General features: G+C 70.7%; 15 protein-coding genes and 1 riboswitch. All 15 genes read right to left on the reverse strand.

Annotation, left to right across the window (positions count from 1 at the left end; all coding sequences use genetic code 11):
* Positions 1-27 precede the first annotated feature (27 nt).
* Positions 28-624, reverse strand: coding sequence for a nucleotide exchange factor GrpE (gene grpE / locus GH747_RS00840; protein WP_149767389.1), 597 nt, complete (start codon positions 622-624; stop codon positions 28-30).
* Positions 621-2465 (reverse strand): molecular chaperone DnaK, encoded by a 1845-nt coding sequence (gene dnaK / locus GH747_RS00845; protein WP_149767391.1) that lies wholly within the window; start codon positions 2463-2465, stop codon positions 621-623. Before dnaK ends, grpE begins: the two co-directional genes overlap by 4 nt.
* Before the next feature lie 165 nt (positions 2466-2630).
* Complete coding sequence (locus GH747_RS00850; protein ID WP_149767393.1) at positions 2631-3227, reverse strand: hypothetical protein; 597 nt, start codon at positions 3225-3227, stop codon at positions 2631-2633.
* A gap of 76 nt (positions 3228-3303) precedes the next feature.
* The gene (locus GH747_RS00855) at positions 3304-3756 is read right to left on the reverse strand and encodes a MaoC family dehydratase (protein ID WP_149767395.1); all 453 of its coding nucleotides are present in this window, start codon (positions 3754-3756) and stop codon (positions 3304-3306) included.
* Positions 3757-3844: 88 nt separating this feature from the next.
* On the reverse strand, positions 3845-4534 hold the full coding sequence (locus GH747_RS00860; protein WP_149767397.1) for an energy-coupling factor transporter transmembrane component T: 690 nt from the start codon (positions 4532-4534) through the stop codon (positions 3845-3847).
* Complete coding sequence (locus tag GH747_RS00865; RefSeq protein WP_228552720.1) at positions 4531-5895, reverse strand: ATP-binding cassette domain-containing protein; 1365 nt, start codon at positions 5893-5895, stop codon at positions 4531-4533. Before GH747_RS00865 ends, GH747_RS00860 begins: the two co-directional genes overlap by 4 nt.
* An 83-nt stretch (positions 5896-5978) precedes the next feature.
* On the reverse strand, positions 5979-6635 hold the full coding sequence (locus GH747_RS00870) for an ECF transporter S component (RefSeq protein ID WP_149767400.1): 657 nt from the start codon (positions 6633-6635) through the stop codon (positions 5979-5981).
* Positions 6625-6745, reverse strand: a riboswitch (TPP riboswitch). (Overlaps the previous gene by 11 nt.)
* An 86-nt stretch (positions 6746-6831) precedes the next feature.
* Positions 6832-8571, reverse strand: coding sequence for a sulfatase (locus GH747_RS00875; protein ID WP_149767402.1), 1740 nt, complete (start codon positions 8569-8571; stop codon positions 6832-6834).
* Between the two features lie 112 nt (positions 8572-8683).
* Complete coding sequence (locus tag GH747_RS00880; RefSeq protein ID WP_149767403.1) at positions 8684-9058, reverse strand: ankyrin repeat domain-containing protein; 375 nt, start codon at positions 9056-9058, stop codon at positions 8684-8686.
* 45 nt (positions 9059-9103) lie between these two features.
* Positions 9104-9847: an SGNH/GDSL hydrolase family protein gene (locus GH747_RS00885; protein ID WP_149767405.1), complete on the reverse strand. Its 744-nt coding sequence runs from the start codon at positions 9845-9847 to the stop codon at positions 9104-9106.
* Positions 9848-9926: 79 nt separating this feature from the next.
* Positions 9927-10271, reverse strand: coding sequence for a cupin domain-containing protein (locus GH747_RS00890; RefSeq protein WP_149767407.1), 345 nt, complete (start codon positions 10269-10271; stop codon positions 9927-9929).
* A 5-nt stretch (positions 10272-10276) separates the two neighbouring features.
* Positions 10277-11131 carry an ABC transporter permease gene (locus GH747_RS00895; RefSeq protein WP_149767408.1) on the reverse strand — a complete coding sequence of 285 codons (855 nt, stop codon included), beginning with the start codon at positions 11129-11131 and terminating at the stop codon, positions 10277-10279.
* On the reverse strand, positions 11128-12033 hold the full coding sequence (locus GH747_RS00900) for an ABC transporter permease (RefSeq protein ID WP_205602710.1): 906 nt from the start codon (positions 12031-12033) through the stop codon (positions 11128-11130). The genes GH747_RS00895 and GH747_RS00900 overlap by 4 nt, the downstream gene beginning before the upstream one ends.
* A complete protein-coding gene (locus tag GH747_RS00905) occupies positions 12030-13193 on the reverse strand; it encodes a polyamine ABC transporter substrate-binding protein (RefSeq protein WP_149767410.1) in 1164 nt (387 codons plus the stop codon). The genes GH747_RS00900 and GH747_RS00905 overlap by 4 nt, the downstream gene beginning before the upstream one ends.
* Positions 13190-14284, reverse strand: a complete 1095-nt coding sequence (locus GH747_RS00910; RefSeq protein WP_149767412.1) for an ABC transporter ATP-binding protein — start codon at positions 14282-14284, stop codon at positions 13190-13192. Before GH747_RS00910 ends, GH747_RS00905 begins: the two co-directional genes overlap by 4 nt.
* Positions 14285-14320: the final 36 nt, after the last annotated feature.

The raw sequence follows: 14320 nt of genomic DNA on the forward strand, positions 1-14320 counted from the left end.
CCTCCTCACCTGGGTGTTTCGTACGGGTTATTCGGCCGTCTCCGCGTCGGACACCTCGGCGTCGGCCTCGGTGGCCTCGGCCGGCTCGCTCCCGTCGTGCTCGACGACCGCGACCCGCGCCGGACGCAGGACCTTGTCGCCCACGCGGTAGCCGACCTGCATGATCGCGTCGACGGTCGGCTCGCCGTGCGGCGCGTCGGCGTCGAGACGGTGCATCAGGGCCTCGTGGAGCATCGGGTCGAACACGTCTCCGTGCTGACCGAACGCCTCGAGCCCGTGTGCGCCGGTGGCCTGGACCAGCGAGTCGGCGACGGCCTTGAAACCGCCCTCGAGCTCGCCGTGGTCGCGGGCGCGGTCGATCGTGTCGAGCACCGGGAGGAGCGACGCGAGGACGCTTGCGGCAGCGTTCACGCGCTGGACCTCGCGGTCACGGTCGACCCTGCGCTTGTAGTTGACGTACTCGGCCTGCAGACGCTGCAGGTCGGCCGTCCGCTCGGCAAGCTGCTGGCCGAGGTCACCCACGTCCGCTGCGCCGTCGACGTCGGCCGGCTGCGCGTCGGCCGGGCCGGGGGCCGGAGCGGTCTCCTGCTCCGGCACCTCGGACTCCGCGAACTCGTTCGTCACTTGGTGTCACCCTCGTCGTCGACGATCTCGGCCTCGACGACGTCATCGTCGTCGTCGCTGCTGCCCTGCCCGGCGCCGTCGCCGGTGGCGGCACCCTGGGCGGCGGCCGCCTCGTACATCGCGGTGCCCATCTTCTGGCTCGACTCGCCGAGCTTGGCGATGGCGGCCTTGATGGCGTCGATGTCGTCGCCGTTCAGCGTCTCCTTGAGCGCGTCGACGTCGCCCTGGACCTCGGCCTTGACGTCGTCACCGATCTTGTCGGCGTTCTCGGCGAGGAACTTCTCCGTCGAGTGCACGAGCGTCTCGCCCTGGTTACGGACCTCGACGGCCTCCTTGGCCTTCCGGTCCTCCTCGGCGTACTGCTCGGCGTCGCGCACCATCCGGTCGATGTCGTCCTTCGAGAGGGCCGACCCGCCGGTGATGGTCATCGACTGCTCCTTGCCGGTGCCCCGGTCCTTCGCGGACACGTTGACGATGCCGTTGGCGTCGATGTCGAAGGTGACCTCGATCTGCGGCACGCCGCGCGGCGCCGGAGCGATGCCCGTCAGCTCGAACGTGCCGAGCATCTGGTTGTGCGCCGCGATCTCGCGCTCGCCCTGGTAGACCTGGATCGCGACCGACGGCTGGTTGTCGTCGGCGGTCGTGAAGACCTCGGAGCGACGGGTCGGGATCGTGGTGTTGCGCTCGATGAGCTTCGTCATCACGCCGCCCTTGGTCTCGATGCCGAGCGACAGCGGGGTGACGTCGAGGAGCAGCACGTCCTTGACCTCGCCCTTGAGGACACCGGCCTGCAGGCTCGCGCCGACGGCGACGACCTCGTCCGGGTTGACGCCCTTGTTGGGCTCCTTGCCGCCGAGCAGCTCGCGCACGAGGTCGGAGACGGCCGGCATGCGGGTCGAGCCACCGACGAGGACGACGTGGTCGATGTCGGCGACCTTGATGCTGGCGTCCTTGATGACGTGCTCGAACGGGGCGCGGGTGCGCTGGAGCAGGTCGGCGGTGATCTTCTGGAACTCCGCACGGGTCAGGGTCTCGTCGAGGAACACGGGGTTCTTCTCGGCGTCGACGGTGATGTACGGGAGGTTGATCGACGTCGACTGCGAGCTGGAGAGCTCGATCTTGGCACGCTCGGCGGCCTCACGGACACGCGGCATCGCCATCTTGTCCTTGGTGAGGTCGAGGCCGGTGCTCGACTTGAACTTGTCGACGATCCAGTCGACGACCTTCTGGTCCCAGTCGTCGCCGCCGAGGTGGTTGTCACCGCTGGTGGCCTTCACCTCGATGACGCCGTCACCGATCTCCAGGAGCGACACGTCGAAGGTGCCGCCGCCGAGGTCGAAGACGAGGATCGTCTGGTCGTCGCCCTTGTCGAGGCCGTACGCCAGCGCAGCCGCGGTCGGCTCGTTGATGATGCGGCTCACGTTGAGGCCGGCGATCTCGCCCGCCTCCTTGGTCGCCTGACGCTGGGCGTCGTTGAAGTAGGCGGGGACGGTGATCACCGCGTCGGTGACCGGCTCGCCGAGGTAGGCCTCGGCGTCGCGCTTCAGCTTCTGCAGCACGAAGGCGGAGATCTGCTGGGGCGTGAAGGTCTTGTCGTCGATCTTCTGGGACCAGTCGGTGCCCATGTGGCGCTTGACCGAACGGATCGTCCGGTCGACGTTCGTGACGCCCTGGCGCTTCGCGACCTCTCCGGTCAGCACCTCGCCGTTCTTGGCGAAGGCGACGACGGACGGGGTCGTACGAGCACCCTCGGCGTTCGCGATGACGGTGGGCTCGCCACCTTCCAGAACGGCGACGACGGAGTTGGTCGTACCGAGATCGATCCCGACTGCACGGGCCATGAGTTCCTCCTGATGGATCGCGGGGCGGGTTTGTGGCCCGCCGTCTACCAGCACTCGTAAGTTGAGTCTGATCGTATCAACTTAGGTGAGCGCGGCTTCATTCCCACCGTAGCGCGGAGGATTCCCAACCCGGTCGTGGGGCTGGGTCGGTCATGGCCGGCCAGGTCACGCGGCGGCGTCGACCACCAGCCTGGCGACGAGCATCGCCTGGATCTTCATGGCGGTCCGGTCACCGCCGTCGGTCTCGACCGTCACGTCCACGAGGCGGTCGCCCGGGCAGGCACGCATGGATACCGACGAGGTCTCGTACGTCCACCACGCGTCGAACGGGGCGTCGTCGACGGGCTCGACGTCCTTGCCGATGCCTAACGGCTCACCGCACACCAGCGTTCCCTGGTCGAAGTCCTCAGCCGTCGCGACCTCGACGTCGACCCGCGTCGCGTCGTCGGCCGTGCTCCACGTGCACTTCACGGGAGTCCACCGGACGTCGTTGCTCTGGACGGTGGCCGTGACGAGCCGCCCTTCGCCCAGCGGCTCTCCGATCGCCTCTGGGAGCGTCGCGAACGCGACCGCCCGACAGGGGCTGTCAGGGGCCTCCGAGGTGGGCGCCCCCGACGGGGGTGCCTCCGACGCGGGCGTCTCAGCGCTCGCACCGGCCTCGTCGGACGGCGCGTCTCCGCCGCAGCCGCTCACGGTGAGCGCGAGAGCGACGCCGACTCCGGCGACGAACATCGGGACATGGCGCAGCGCACGACGGGTCATCCGTCCACAGTGGTCGGCACGTCGCGGCGAGGAATCCGTACGCACCCCCAGGGTGTGCGCCGGCCGTGAGGCGGGGCTACTCCGCGAAGATCGCGAGGGTGCGCGCGACGCAGACCGGCTTGTCGCCACCCTCGACCTCGAGGGTGAAGTCGACGGCGACGCGCTGCCCGAGGGCGACCGGGACGACCTCGACGAGCGTGGCGCGGCCGCGCACGCGCGATCCCACGGGGAGCGGTGCCGGGAAGCGCACCTTCTCGGACCCGTAGTTGACGCCCATCTTGACGCTCTCGACCTTGTAGGTCTCGGCCGACAGCATCGGGATCAGCGAGACGGTGAGATAGCCGTGCGCGATGGTCCGGCCGAACGGACCCTGCGCCGCCTTCTCGGGGTCGACGTGGATCCACTGGTGGTCACCGGTGGCCTCGGCGAACTGGTTGACCTGCTCCTGGGTCACCTCGTGCCACTCGCTGACCCCGAGCTCCTCGCCGACGCTCGCCGACAGCTCGGCCAGATCCTTGAACACGCGCATGTGATTCCTCCGCACTAAGCGATCGCTTACCGAGCCGATCCTAGAGCAGCAGCCGTGACTCACGGCACACCGGCTGTCGGGATCGCGGCTACCGCACCAGCCAGGGGACGAGGGCGAGGAACAGCCCGAGCGCGAGCAGCCCGGAGTCGGCGCGCGTCCAGGGTGCTGGTTCGGCCCACGTGCGGGTCCTCGCGTCGGCGAACCCGCGCGCGTCCATCGCCGCCGACATCCGTCCGGCGTCGCGCAGCGCGGCCACCAACATCGCGAACGCGAGGGCGCCGCCGTGCCGGGCCAGCGACACCGGGTTGCGTGTCGGCCCGAACCCCCGCGCCCGGCGTGCCCGGTCCAGCTGCACCCACACCTCGCGCAGCGCGGAGAACCGCTGCAACGCCGCCGCGAACGCGACGACGAAGCGCGCCGGGACGTGCAGTCGCTGTCCCATCTGGTCGGCCAGGCGCGACGGGTCGAGGAACGCCGCGAGCACCGCACCCGGGAGCGCGAGCACCACGATGCGCAACCCCGCCGTGAGCGCCAGCTCGGCATCGTGTCCGCCGAGCAGCCAGGTCGACCAGACCACCGACACCGAGGCGACCCCGACGGCGACGAAACGCAGGAGCGCGAAGCGAAGAGACGGCAGCAGGACCGCCCCCGCCACGGCGTACGCGGTGAGGGCGATCACCCCGGTCCGCAGGTCGCGCACCGCGAGCGACGCGACGACCGCCGCGAAGCCGACGAGGAGCAGCACGAGCGGGTTCGCGTCGACGACGAGGCGCCTCATCGGAGCACCTCCCCAGCCTGCAGCGCCACGACCCGGTCGGCGAGGGCGACGAGATCGGGGTCGTGGGTGGCGATCCCGACCGCCGCTCCCGCATCCGCCGCGGCGCGCACCCACCCCACGACCGCCGCCCACGTCAGCCGGTCCTGGCCCACCGTCGGCTCGTCGAGCAGCAGGACCGGGGGACGGTGGGCGAGCGCTGCGGCCGTCGCGAGACGCCGCTGCTCGCCGCCGGACAGGCGGTACGGGTTGGCGGCCGCGTGGTCGCCGAGACCGAGGTGGGCGAGGACGGCCGCAGCGTCGACCGTGACCCCCGTACGCGCTCCCGTCGCCGCGACCTCGTCACGGGCGTGGGTCGTCACGAACCCGTGCTCGGGGTTCTGCGGGACCCAGCCGACCCGGCGGGCGAGATCGCGCGAGCGCATGCGGTGCGGGGCGCGTCCCCCGCCGAGCCCGGACACGATCCCGGACGTCGGCGCCACGAGACCGGCGAGCGCGGCCACGAGCGTCGACTTCCCCGCACCGCTCGGTCCCGTGAGCACGGTCAACGCGCCCGGCACGAGCTCCACGTCGACGCCCCGCAGGGCCGGCGTGACGGTCGTCCCGCGCATCGACGACCGCCGGAGGTCGACGTGGAGCGCCTCGGCGACCACAGGCACACCTCCACCGGACGGCGCGACCAGTCCGGCCGGCGGCTCCAGCGGCACAGGGGCTGCGACGCCGGGCATCCACACCCCCTGCTCGGCGAGCGCGACAGGATCGGCCGCGAACGTCACCGGATCGGTGTCGCGGACGACGACGCCGTCGGCGTCCAGGACCACCACGCGGTCGACGTGCGAGAGCCACGGTCCGATCCTGTGCTCGACCACGACGAGAGTGGCGCCGGTCCGCGCGACGGCCTCGAGGACGCACCGGCGCACGCCGTCGGCGTTGGGCGCGTCGAGCATCGACGTCGGCTCGTCGAGGAGCAGCAGGTCGGCGTCGCTGGCAAGCACCCCTGCGAGCGCGAGGCGCTGCTGCTCGCCGCCGGAGAGGGCCGCGGTCGGGTGATCGACGGCGTACGGCAGGCGTACGGCCTCCAGCGCCAGCCGCACCCGCCTCCAGATCTCCTCTCGCGCGACGCCGGCGTTCTCGAGACCGAACGCGACGTCGCGGCCGATCCGCTCGGCCACCACGGCGTCGGCGGGGTTCTGCATCAGCAGGCCGATCCTGCCCGCGACGTGCACCTCGCCGTACGCGTCACCGGAGCCGGCGCTGCCCAGCACCCCCGCCAGCGCACGCAGCACGGTGGACTTGCCGGCGCCCGACGGTCCGGCGAGCAGGACGCGCTCGCCCGGCTCGACGGTCAGGTCGAGGTCGCGCACGACAGGAACGCGACGGCCGAGGGGCCGCCACCCGAACCCCTCCAAGCGGGCCGACCCCCGTCGTACGGTGGTGGCGTCGGCGGTCATCCGGAGGTGCGGGCGAGGCGGTCGTGGTGCTCGCGGCCGGCGGCGAAGGCGTCGAGGGCACCGGTCGGCGCCAGCGCCCGGACGAGGAGCCACCCGCCGACCCCGGCGACCAGTGCGCCGGACAGTGCGAAGAACGCGGCGTAGACGAGCTTCCAGCCGGTGCCCCAGTCGGCCCAGTAGAGGTTCCACTCGTACGCGACCGCGCACAACGCGGACACCGCACCGGCGAGCGCTGCCGCGACGACACCCCAGCGGCGCCACAGCAGCAGCGCGAACACGATCTCGGCGCCGATCCCCTGGACCACGCCGGAGAGGATGGAGGACATCCCCCACTGGTTGCCCAGCACGAGCGCGACCATCGCGGCGATCACCTCGGTCCCGAACGCGGCTCCGGCCTTGCGGACGACGAGACCGCCGACCACACCCCCGAGGAGCCAGGGCCCGGAGATCAGCCCGATGCTGGGCGGGAAGGCGAAGACGGACGCCGTGCTGACCACGGCGTACAGCTGGTTCCAGCCCCAGAACACGACGCCGATCGCGACGCCGAGCATGGCGACCGTGACCAGGTCGATCGTGCGGTAGTGGACGGCATCGGCCCAGGCGCTGCGCACCGGACCGGATCGTGCCGTCGTCGGACGTGCGGCATCAGCCATGATGACTCCCTTCGCCGGTGCTAACCGGATCAGGTTCGGAGGGTCTGCGGCTCTTCCGCACTCTCAGCGCTCCATGCCGTACGGCACCGTGCGCTCCCCTGTCGTGTGCTCGACTCTATCGCGCACCCCAGGTGCACACGAGGAGCGGGCGTCGAACGGGTCCACCCCCGCCCGACGCCCGCCCTGGGTCCCGTCGTCACCGTGTCGGCAGGACGAACGGCACCTCCTCCCCCGGCTCGATCGTGATGGTGTCGCCCCGGTGGCGCGCCAGCCGGCCCTCGGCGTACGTCAGGCCGGTGAAGCCGTCGATCACGACCGGCGGTTGTCCCGCGCGCAACGTGGCGAGCGGCGCAGAGGTGCGGTCGAGCCAGGCGCCCAGCTTCGTCCCGAGCGAGCGCACGAGCCGCGGGTGGCGCTCGGAGACGTCGTCGGTCTCACCGATGTCGGACTGGAGGTCGTACAGCTCGAAGCGCTGGTCCGTGTAGAAGTAGTACAGCTTCCAGCGTCCCGAGCGGATCGTCGAGCCTGGTTCGGCTCCCCCGCGGATGTAGCCGGGAAGGTGGTGGAAGAGGTCGCGGTCGAGCTCGCGGCCCTTGCTGAAGGCGGGGCGCAGGTCGATCCCGTCGAGCGGCACGCGCTTGGGGAGCTTCGCGCCCGCGTACGAGGCCAGCGTCGGGTAGAGGTCGACACCGTTGATCACGGTGTGGTTGGTGCTGCGCGGCTTGACGAGGTCACGGTTGCCGCTCCAGACGATCCACGGGATGCGGACACCGCCGTCGTAGAGCTCCGACTTGCGTCCCCGCAGCGGCTCGTTGAACGACCCCTGGTTCGTCTCGCCGCCGTTGTCGGAGGTGAAGATGACCAGGGTGTTGTCAGCGAGCGGACGACCGTGGTTGCGCGGGTCCGGTGTCTCCTCCAGGTAGTCGATCACGCGCGCGACGGACTGGTCGATCCCTTCGACGAGGGCCGCGTAGGCCGGGCTGGCGGGGTCCGCGGCGGGGGTCTTCGCCTGGTACTTGGCGAGCAGGTCCGTGCGGGCCTGGAAGTTCGCGACCGGGAAGTGCGGGGCGTACTGGCTCAGGTACGTGAAGAAGGGCTTGTCCTTGTCCTTGCTGCGGTCGATGTAGTCGATCGCGGCGTCGGTGATCGCGTCGGTGACGTGCTTGGGCGTCCCGACCAGCGCGTCGACCTGCTCCTCGCTGACGCCCTGGCTGTACGGCGCGATGTTCTCGTCGACGTACTCCTGGCTGTAGTCGGCGGCGTACTTGTCGAGCTCCGGCGCGACGGTGTCGTTGAAGGTCCCGCCGGATGCGTGGTAGACGGTCGCGTGGGACCACGGACCGCCGCCCCAGCTCTCGTCGAACCCGTGCGACTCGACGATCTCCTGCGCCGTCGCGGCCACATGGAACTTGCCCGCGTAGCCGGTCGAGTAGCCCGCGTCCTGGAGCGTCTCCGCGAAGGTCGGGAACTCGGTGGGGACCGCGTTCACGGCGCCGTCGGCACGCCCCTGAGGGACGCCCACCAGCGGGCTGGTGGTCGTGTTGTTGATCCCGCCGACGGCGTAGATGTTGTTGGTGGGGCGGGTCGCGTACTGACCGGTGAGCAGTGCGGACCGCGTCGGAGCGCACTGGGGCGAGGCGTACGCGTTGTCGAAGACGGCCCCCTCCTCGGCGAGGCTGTCGAGGACCGGCGTCTCGTTGAAGTCGTTGCCGTGCCCGCCGTTCGTACGCCCGGTGCCGAGGTCGGACCAACCGAGGTCGTCCGCCATCACGTACACGATGTTGGGGCGAGGAGCCTTGCGGTGGTCGTGCTTCGATCCCGCGGGCGCCGCCGGCGGAGCAGCCTGGCCAGGCTGCGCTGCGAACACCAGTCCGGTGCAGACCATCGACAGCACAGCGGGGGCCGCGATCGCTCCGAGGAGCTTCGAGGATGGCATGGGTGACCTTTCGTGAGTCGTCTCGTCGAAAGCAGAAGTTGCGAGATAAACTCTATCTACTTAGACGACTATCACCGCGAGCGTCCGCCGCTTGGACCCGACGGGAGAACGCTCAGGTGAGGAGGCTCTCCCGGCCGAACATCGCCGCGAGAGCGCGCGCCGACGGCTCGCCGAGATCCGGGTCGGCACCTGCTCCGATCAGGACCGAGACGACGAGCTCCTCGGCCTTGAAGATCGCCCCGGCGAGCGGGCTCTGGCCGCGGTCGTTGAGCCGGTTGACGTCGGCTCCCGCGTCGATGAGGCGTTGCACGATGTCGGCGTGCCCGTGGTAGGCGGCGAGGGTCAGCAGCGTGTTGCCCGTCGCGTCCGTGAGATTGACCGGCACCCCGCCCTGGACGTACGCGAGCAGGCTGTCTGCGTCACCGCTGCGGGCCATGTCGAACAGCTGGGCCGTGACCTCGTCTGCCTCGTCGCTCGGTCCGGTCATGAGGTGGACCCTACCTGCGCGGGCCCGACGCGGAACAGGTCACGGTCACAGCGGAGTCGGGGTGTGCGCACCGGAGGCCAGCGCGGCGAGCTGCTGCGCGACGTAGTCGCCGAGCTCACGGTGCCCGCGCGCCGTCAGGTGCAGCCCGTCGTCCAGGTAGGCGAGGTCGAGGTCGAGCGTGGACACGTACGCGGCGTCGTACCGGCTCGCCATCGCCGCCAGCACCTCGTCGACCCTTCGCGCACCCGCGGCCCGCGCCGGCGCGGACGCGGGACCGACCACCACCACACGCGGAGCCTCGAGCGCCCGCATCACCCGCGTGAAGCCTGCTCGCAGCGCCGCGACCGGCTGGTCGACGTCGTTGAGCCCGCCCTCCACCACCACGAGGTCGGCGCCCCCGGAGACGGCCCGGGGTGCGCGCTGCGCGAAGCAGGCACCCGCGCACGGGCTGGCCAGCCGGCTGAAGCCAGACCCGGAGAACGCGTCGACGGACACGCGCCCCGCGAGGCGGGAGGGCCAGGCATCGGCGGGGTCGTCCAGACCGAGACCCGCGGACCAGGAGTCGCCGAGCACGACGACGCGGTCTCCCGACCCGACCACGGGCTCCGCACGGCGGTCCTGCGCATCCGCGGCGAACCGCGCACACCGCGCCGCCTCCGAGCCGTTGGCGTCCGCGCCGAGGTCGACGAGCAGCACGACGGCGATCAGAGCCAGGAGGAAGGCCATCCCGAACCGCGTACGACGGCGCGCGCCGAGCAGGCGCGAGCGGGCGGTCCAGGACACGTTCACCTGAACATGGTCGCTCGCCGATCCGGGGCGTACGAACGAAATAGGCAGAATCGCCCACTCTGATGCCGACTCGTGACCGTCAGACCACGTACACCTTCCGCAGCGTCTCGCGGACCTCCCAGACCGTACGGTCGCCCGCGTGCAGGCGCACCACGACTCCGGGCCGCAGCGCGATCGTGCTGCCGTCCTCGAACCGCACCGTGGCGTCGCCAGCGAGGACGACGAACATCTCGTCGACCTCGACGTCGCGCACGGTGCCCGCGGTGATCTCCCAGATCCCCACCCGGGTCTCGCCGAGACTGCCGAGCTCCGCCGAGGCCGTCGTCGGCGAGCCCGCCACGACGTCGTCGGGGTCCGGCCCGTCGACCTCCAACGGGTGGCTGAGCGTGGCGTCGGTGAGCAGGCGATCACGGGCGTGAGTCATGGTGCTCACCCTCCTGTCAGCGTGGCGGCGACGGACGTGTTGTCGTCTCCGGATCGTCGGAGCACCGCCCACACCACCGCCAACGCGGCGAGGGTGAGCAGCAGGAGCACCGTCGACACCGCCGCGATCTCCGGGCGGAGGCCGACCTTCAGCGTGCCGAAGACGTAGACCGGCCACGGCGTGTAGCCGGGGACCTGCACGAACGACGCGACGATCGTGTTGTCGAGGCTCAGCGTGAACGCCATCAACGCGCCGGCGAAGATGCCCGGCCACGCCAGCGGAAGCGTGATCTGACGGAACCTGTTCCACGGGTTCGCGTAAAGATCCGCCGCCGCCTCCTCGATCTGCTCGTCCATGCCGCGCAGGCGCGCGCGGACGATGAACGTGACGACCGCGAGCGCCAGCGACGTGTGCACGATGACGAGCCTCACCATGCCGTTGTTGACGATCGACAACCCGCCGTCCGTGCCGAGCGTGACCAGCCACGGCAGGATCGAGATGCCGTCGATGACCTCCGGCGTGATCAGCGTGACGGCCAGGAGCGCCGTCAGGACCCCGGCCCACCGCGCACCGGGACGGGCGCGAGCGAGGGCGACGCCGCCGATGGTTCCCAGCGTCGTCGACACCAGCGACGCGAGCACGCCGGTCACCAGCGACGTACGGACCGCGTCGCCGATCACCGGGTTGTTCCACGCCCGGCTGTACGCGGCGAAGCCGAAGCTGTCCCAGGCGCCGAGCAGCCGACCGGTGTTGAACGAGTAGACGACGATCACCAGGATCGGCAGGAAGAGGAAGACGAAGACGAGCACTCCGAAGACGGCGAGCAGCAGGTCGACGGGATCGCGGCGTTCGCGCCTCACGGCGACACCCCCAGGTCCAGGTGGCGGGCTCGCCGGACGACCGCCCGTACGAGGAGGAACAGCGCCGCCACGATCAGCACGGTCAGCAGGACGAACGCCATCAGCGTCACGGCCATCGCCGCACCGAGCGCCCAGTTCTGGGCGGACGTGAACTGCCGCGCCACGATCTGGCCGACCATCGTGCCTCGCGCCCCGCCGAGGACCGACGCCGTCAGGTAGTCGCCCATCAGCGGGATGAACACCAGGAGACAGCCCGAGGCGATCCCCGGCAGCGCGTCAGGCACGGTGACCGAGAAGAAGGTACGCCAGCGGCCGGCGCCGAGGTCGCGGCTCGCCTCGCGCTGGCTGGGGTCGAGCCGTTCGAAGACGACGTAGAGCGGGAGGATCATCAGCGGCAGGTAGTTGTAGACGACGCCCAGCTGCACGGCGCCGCGGGTGTAGAGGATGTCGAGCGGGCCGTCGAGGATGCCGATCGCGTTCAGGACGTCGCTCGCCATCCCGCTCGGGGCGAGGATGACCTGCCAGCCGATCGTGCGGACGAGGAAGTTGGTCCAGAACGGGACGAGGACGAGCGCCAGCAGCAGCGGCCGCCAGCGCGGGTCGACCTTGACCGCCATCCAGTACGCGAACGGGACCGCGACCAGCAGGCACAGCAGCGTGCCGGTGAGGGCGATCCGCAGGGTCGCCCAGAACATCGGCATGAAAACGCCGTCGAGCACCTCGCCGTACCGGTCGAACGACAGCTGGTCGGTCGAGACGGCGGTGAAGAGGTCCGGCTTGTAGCCGAACGAGTACCAGACGACGAGGGCGAGCGGGGTGAACACGAAGAACACCAGCCACGCCCACACGGGGAAGGACAGCGAGGCGGTGGTGCGCTGCGTACGACGTGCCACTGCCGTCACCCCGCCTTCGCCTGGACCTGCTCGAGGATCGACGTGAGCCGGTCCTGAGCGTCGGTGAGCTCTGCGGGCGTCAGGCGCGCGACCACCTTCTCGGGCGGGAAGATCAGGTCGAGCATGTCGAGCTCCCACTCCTCGGCGAGGGCCCGCTGCCCGGCCACGCCTGTCGGGTAGCCGTTCCAGTCGACCTCGCCGATCGCGACCTCGGGGTCGAGCATGAAGTCGATGAACGCGTGCGCGGAGTCGACGTGCTGCGCGCCGCGCGCCAGCGCCCAGGTGTCGACCCACAGGTTCGCCGTCGGCGTCGGGTAGACGAAGCGCCAGCGATCGGCGTCGTCGCTCTCGGAGAAGGCGAGGCGCGCGTCGCCGTTGTACATCTGGAGCAGGGCCATCTCGTTCTGGATGACGCTCTGCGTGGGCGCGGAGTTGAAGTTTCGGACGTGCGGTGCGAGCTGCTCGGTCAGGTACGCCTCCGCCGCGTCGAGGTCCGCCGGATCGGTCGTGTTCGGGTCGATGCCCTTCGCGCCGAAGTAGATCGACGCCACCTCCCACGCGTCGTCGAGCAGCGAGACCGATCCGCTCGCCTGACCTGCCGCGAGGTCGAGGAAGTCCTGCCACGAGGTGGGACGCCCGTCGATCAACGTCTGGTCGTACGCGAACCCCGTCGTCCCCCAGGACTTCGGGACGGTGTGCACGTTGCCCGGGTCCCACGGCTGGGCGGTGAACGCCGGCTCGAGGTTCGCGAGGTTCGGGATCAGGCTGTGGTCGAGCTTCGAGAGGAGGTCGTTCGCGACCATCATCGGCACGAACTGACCGGACGGGACGAGCACGTCGTAGCCGCTGGTGCCGCGGCTCGCGCCGATCTTCGCGATCATCTCCTCGTTCGACGCGAAGCTGTCGACCTGGACGGTGACGTCGTTGTCCTCACGGAAGGCGCGGATGTTGTCGGGGTTCTCGTAGTCGCCCCACGAGTAGACGTTCAGCCGCCCCTCGAGGGCGCCGTCGGTCGACGCCGTGCTGGCGATCGACCTGCTCCCGCACCCCAGCAGGGAGGCGGTGCCGATGACGGCGAACCCGCCGAGGAGAGCTCGGCGGCTGATCCGACCGGCCTCGGCCCGAGGCGCGAGGACCCGCACCGGGTCCGGCGCCCGACGTCGGCTCACGACGCGTCCGCCGGGTAGACGTGGACGGACTCCGGCGCCCAGGTCACGCCCACCAGCGCTCCTGTCGCGAGGGGCTGCGCGCCGGCAGCGGCGGTCCGCGCGAGGATCTCGCGGCCGTCCTCGCAGAGCACGACGTGCTGGACGACGTCGCCCAGGAAGGCGGTCCCGGCGAGGGTTCCGACGGCGGTGTTGGCCGTACCGACGGGCAGCGGCTCGGCCACGACCGTCACGGCCTCGGCGCGCACCGCGACCCGGACCGTACGACCGTCCTCGAGGCCGTCGAGCGCAGACAGCTCCGGCGCGTACGTCACCTCGTCCGCAACCACGACGCGGTCCTTCACGATGCCGTCGGCGAAGTTCTGGGTGCCGATGAACCCGGCGACGAACGCAGTGGCCGGGCTCCCGTACACCTCCTGCGGCGTGCCGACCTGCTCGATGTGGCCGGCGTTCATCACGACGATGCGGTCGCTCATCGACAGCGCCTCGGCCTGGTCGTGCGTGACGAAGACGAACGTGATCCCGACCTGCCGCTGGATCAGCTTCAGCTCGACCTGCATCTGCTCGCGCAGGTTGCGGTCGAGCGCCGAGAGCGGCTCGTCGAGGAGCAGCACGTCGGGACGGTTGACGATCGCTCGGGCGAGCGCGACGCGCTGCTGCTGCCCGCCCGACAGCTTCTTCGGCCGGCGGTCGGCGTACTCGCTCATCCGCACCAGGGCGAGCGCCTCGCGCACCCGCTCGGCGAGCTCGGCCCGGCTCGGGCGCGGCTGGCCCTGGCGCCGCTGACGCAACCCGTACGCGACGTTCTGAGCGACCGTCATGTGCGGGAACAGGGCGTACGCCTGGAAGACCGTGTTGACGGCGCGTCGGTTCGGCGGGACCCCGACGACAGACTCGCCTGACAGCAGCAGCTCTCCGGCGTCCGGCTCCTCGAAGCCGCCGATCATCCGCAGGAGCGTCGTCTTGCCGCAGCCCGAGGGACCGAGCAGCGAGAGGAACTCACCCTCCGCGATGTCGAGGTCGAGACCGTCGACAGCGGTCACTGTGCCGTACGCCTTGGAGATCCCGCGCAGCGAGACCGTGGTCGTCGTCATGTCATCCCTTCGTTGAGACTTGCTGGTCGTCGCCCC

Origin of the sequence: Mumia xiangluensis (assembly GCF_010994095.1) — a bacterium.
Taxonomy (GTDB): domain Bacteria; phylum Actinomycetota; class Actinomycetes; order Propionibacteriales; family Nocardioidaceae; genus Mumia; species Mumia xiangluensis.

What these genes read in the sequence shown, in the direction of transcription:
- GH747_RS00910 (WP_149767412.1), bottom strand. Translation starts at nt 14,284, where the DNA reads ATGACGACGACCACGGTCTCGCTGCGCGGGATCTCCAAGGCGTACGGC.
- dnaK (WP_149767391.1), bottom strand. Translation starts at nt 2,465, where the DNA reads ATGGCCCGTGCAGTCGGGATCGATCTCGGTACGACCAACTCCGTCGTC.
- GH747_RS00855 (WP_149767395.1), bottom strand. Translation starts at nt 3,756, where the DNA reads ATGCGCGTGTTCAAGGATCTGGCCGAGCTGTCGGCGAGCGTCGGCGAG.
- GH747_RS00890 (WP_149767407.1), bottom strand. Translation starts at nt 10,271, where the DNA reads ATGACTCACGCCCGTGATCGCCTGCTCACCGACGCCACGCTCAGCCAC.
- GH747_RS00875 (WP_149767402.1), bottom strand. Translation starts at nt 8,571, where the DNA reads ATGCCATCCTCGAAGCTCCTCGGAGCGATCGCGGCCCCCGCTGTGCTG.
- GH747_RS00850 (WP_149767393.1), bottom strand. Translation starts at nt 3,227, where the DNA reads ATGACCCGTCGTGCGCTGCGCCATGTCCCGATGTTCGTCGCCGGAGTC.
- GH747_RS00870 (WP_149767400.1), bottom strand. Translation starts at nt 6,635, where the DNA reads ATGGCTGATGCCGCACGTCCGACGACGGCACGATCCGGTCCGGTGCGC.
- GH747_RS00860 (WP_149767397.1), bottom strand. Translation starts at nt 4,534, where the DNA reads ATGAGGCGCCTCGTCGTCGACGCGAACCCGCTCGTGCTGCTCCTCGTC.
- GH747_RS00880 (WP_149767403.1), bottom strand. Translation starts at nt 9,058, where the DNA reads ATGACCGGACCGAGCGACGAGGCAGACGAGGTCACGGCCCAGCTGTTC.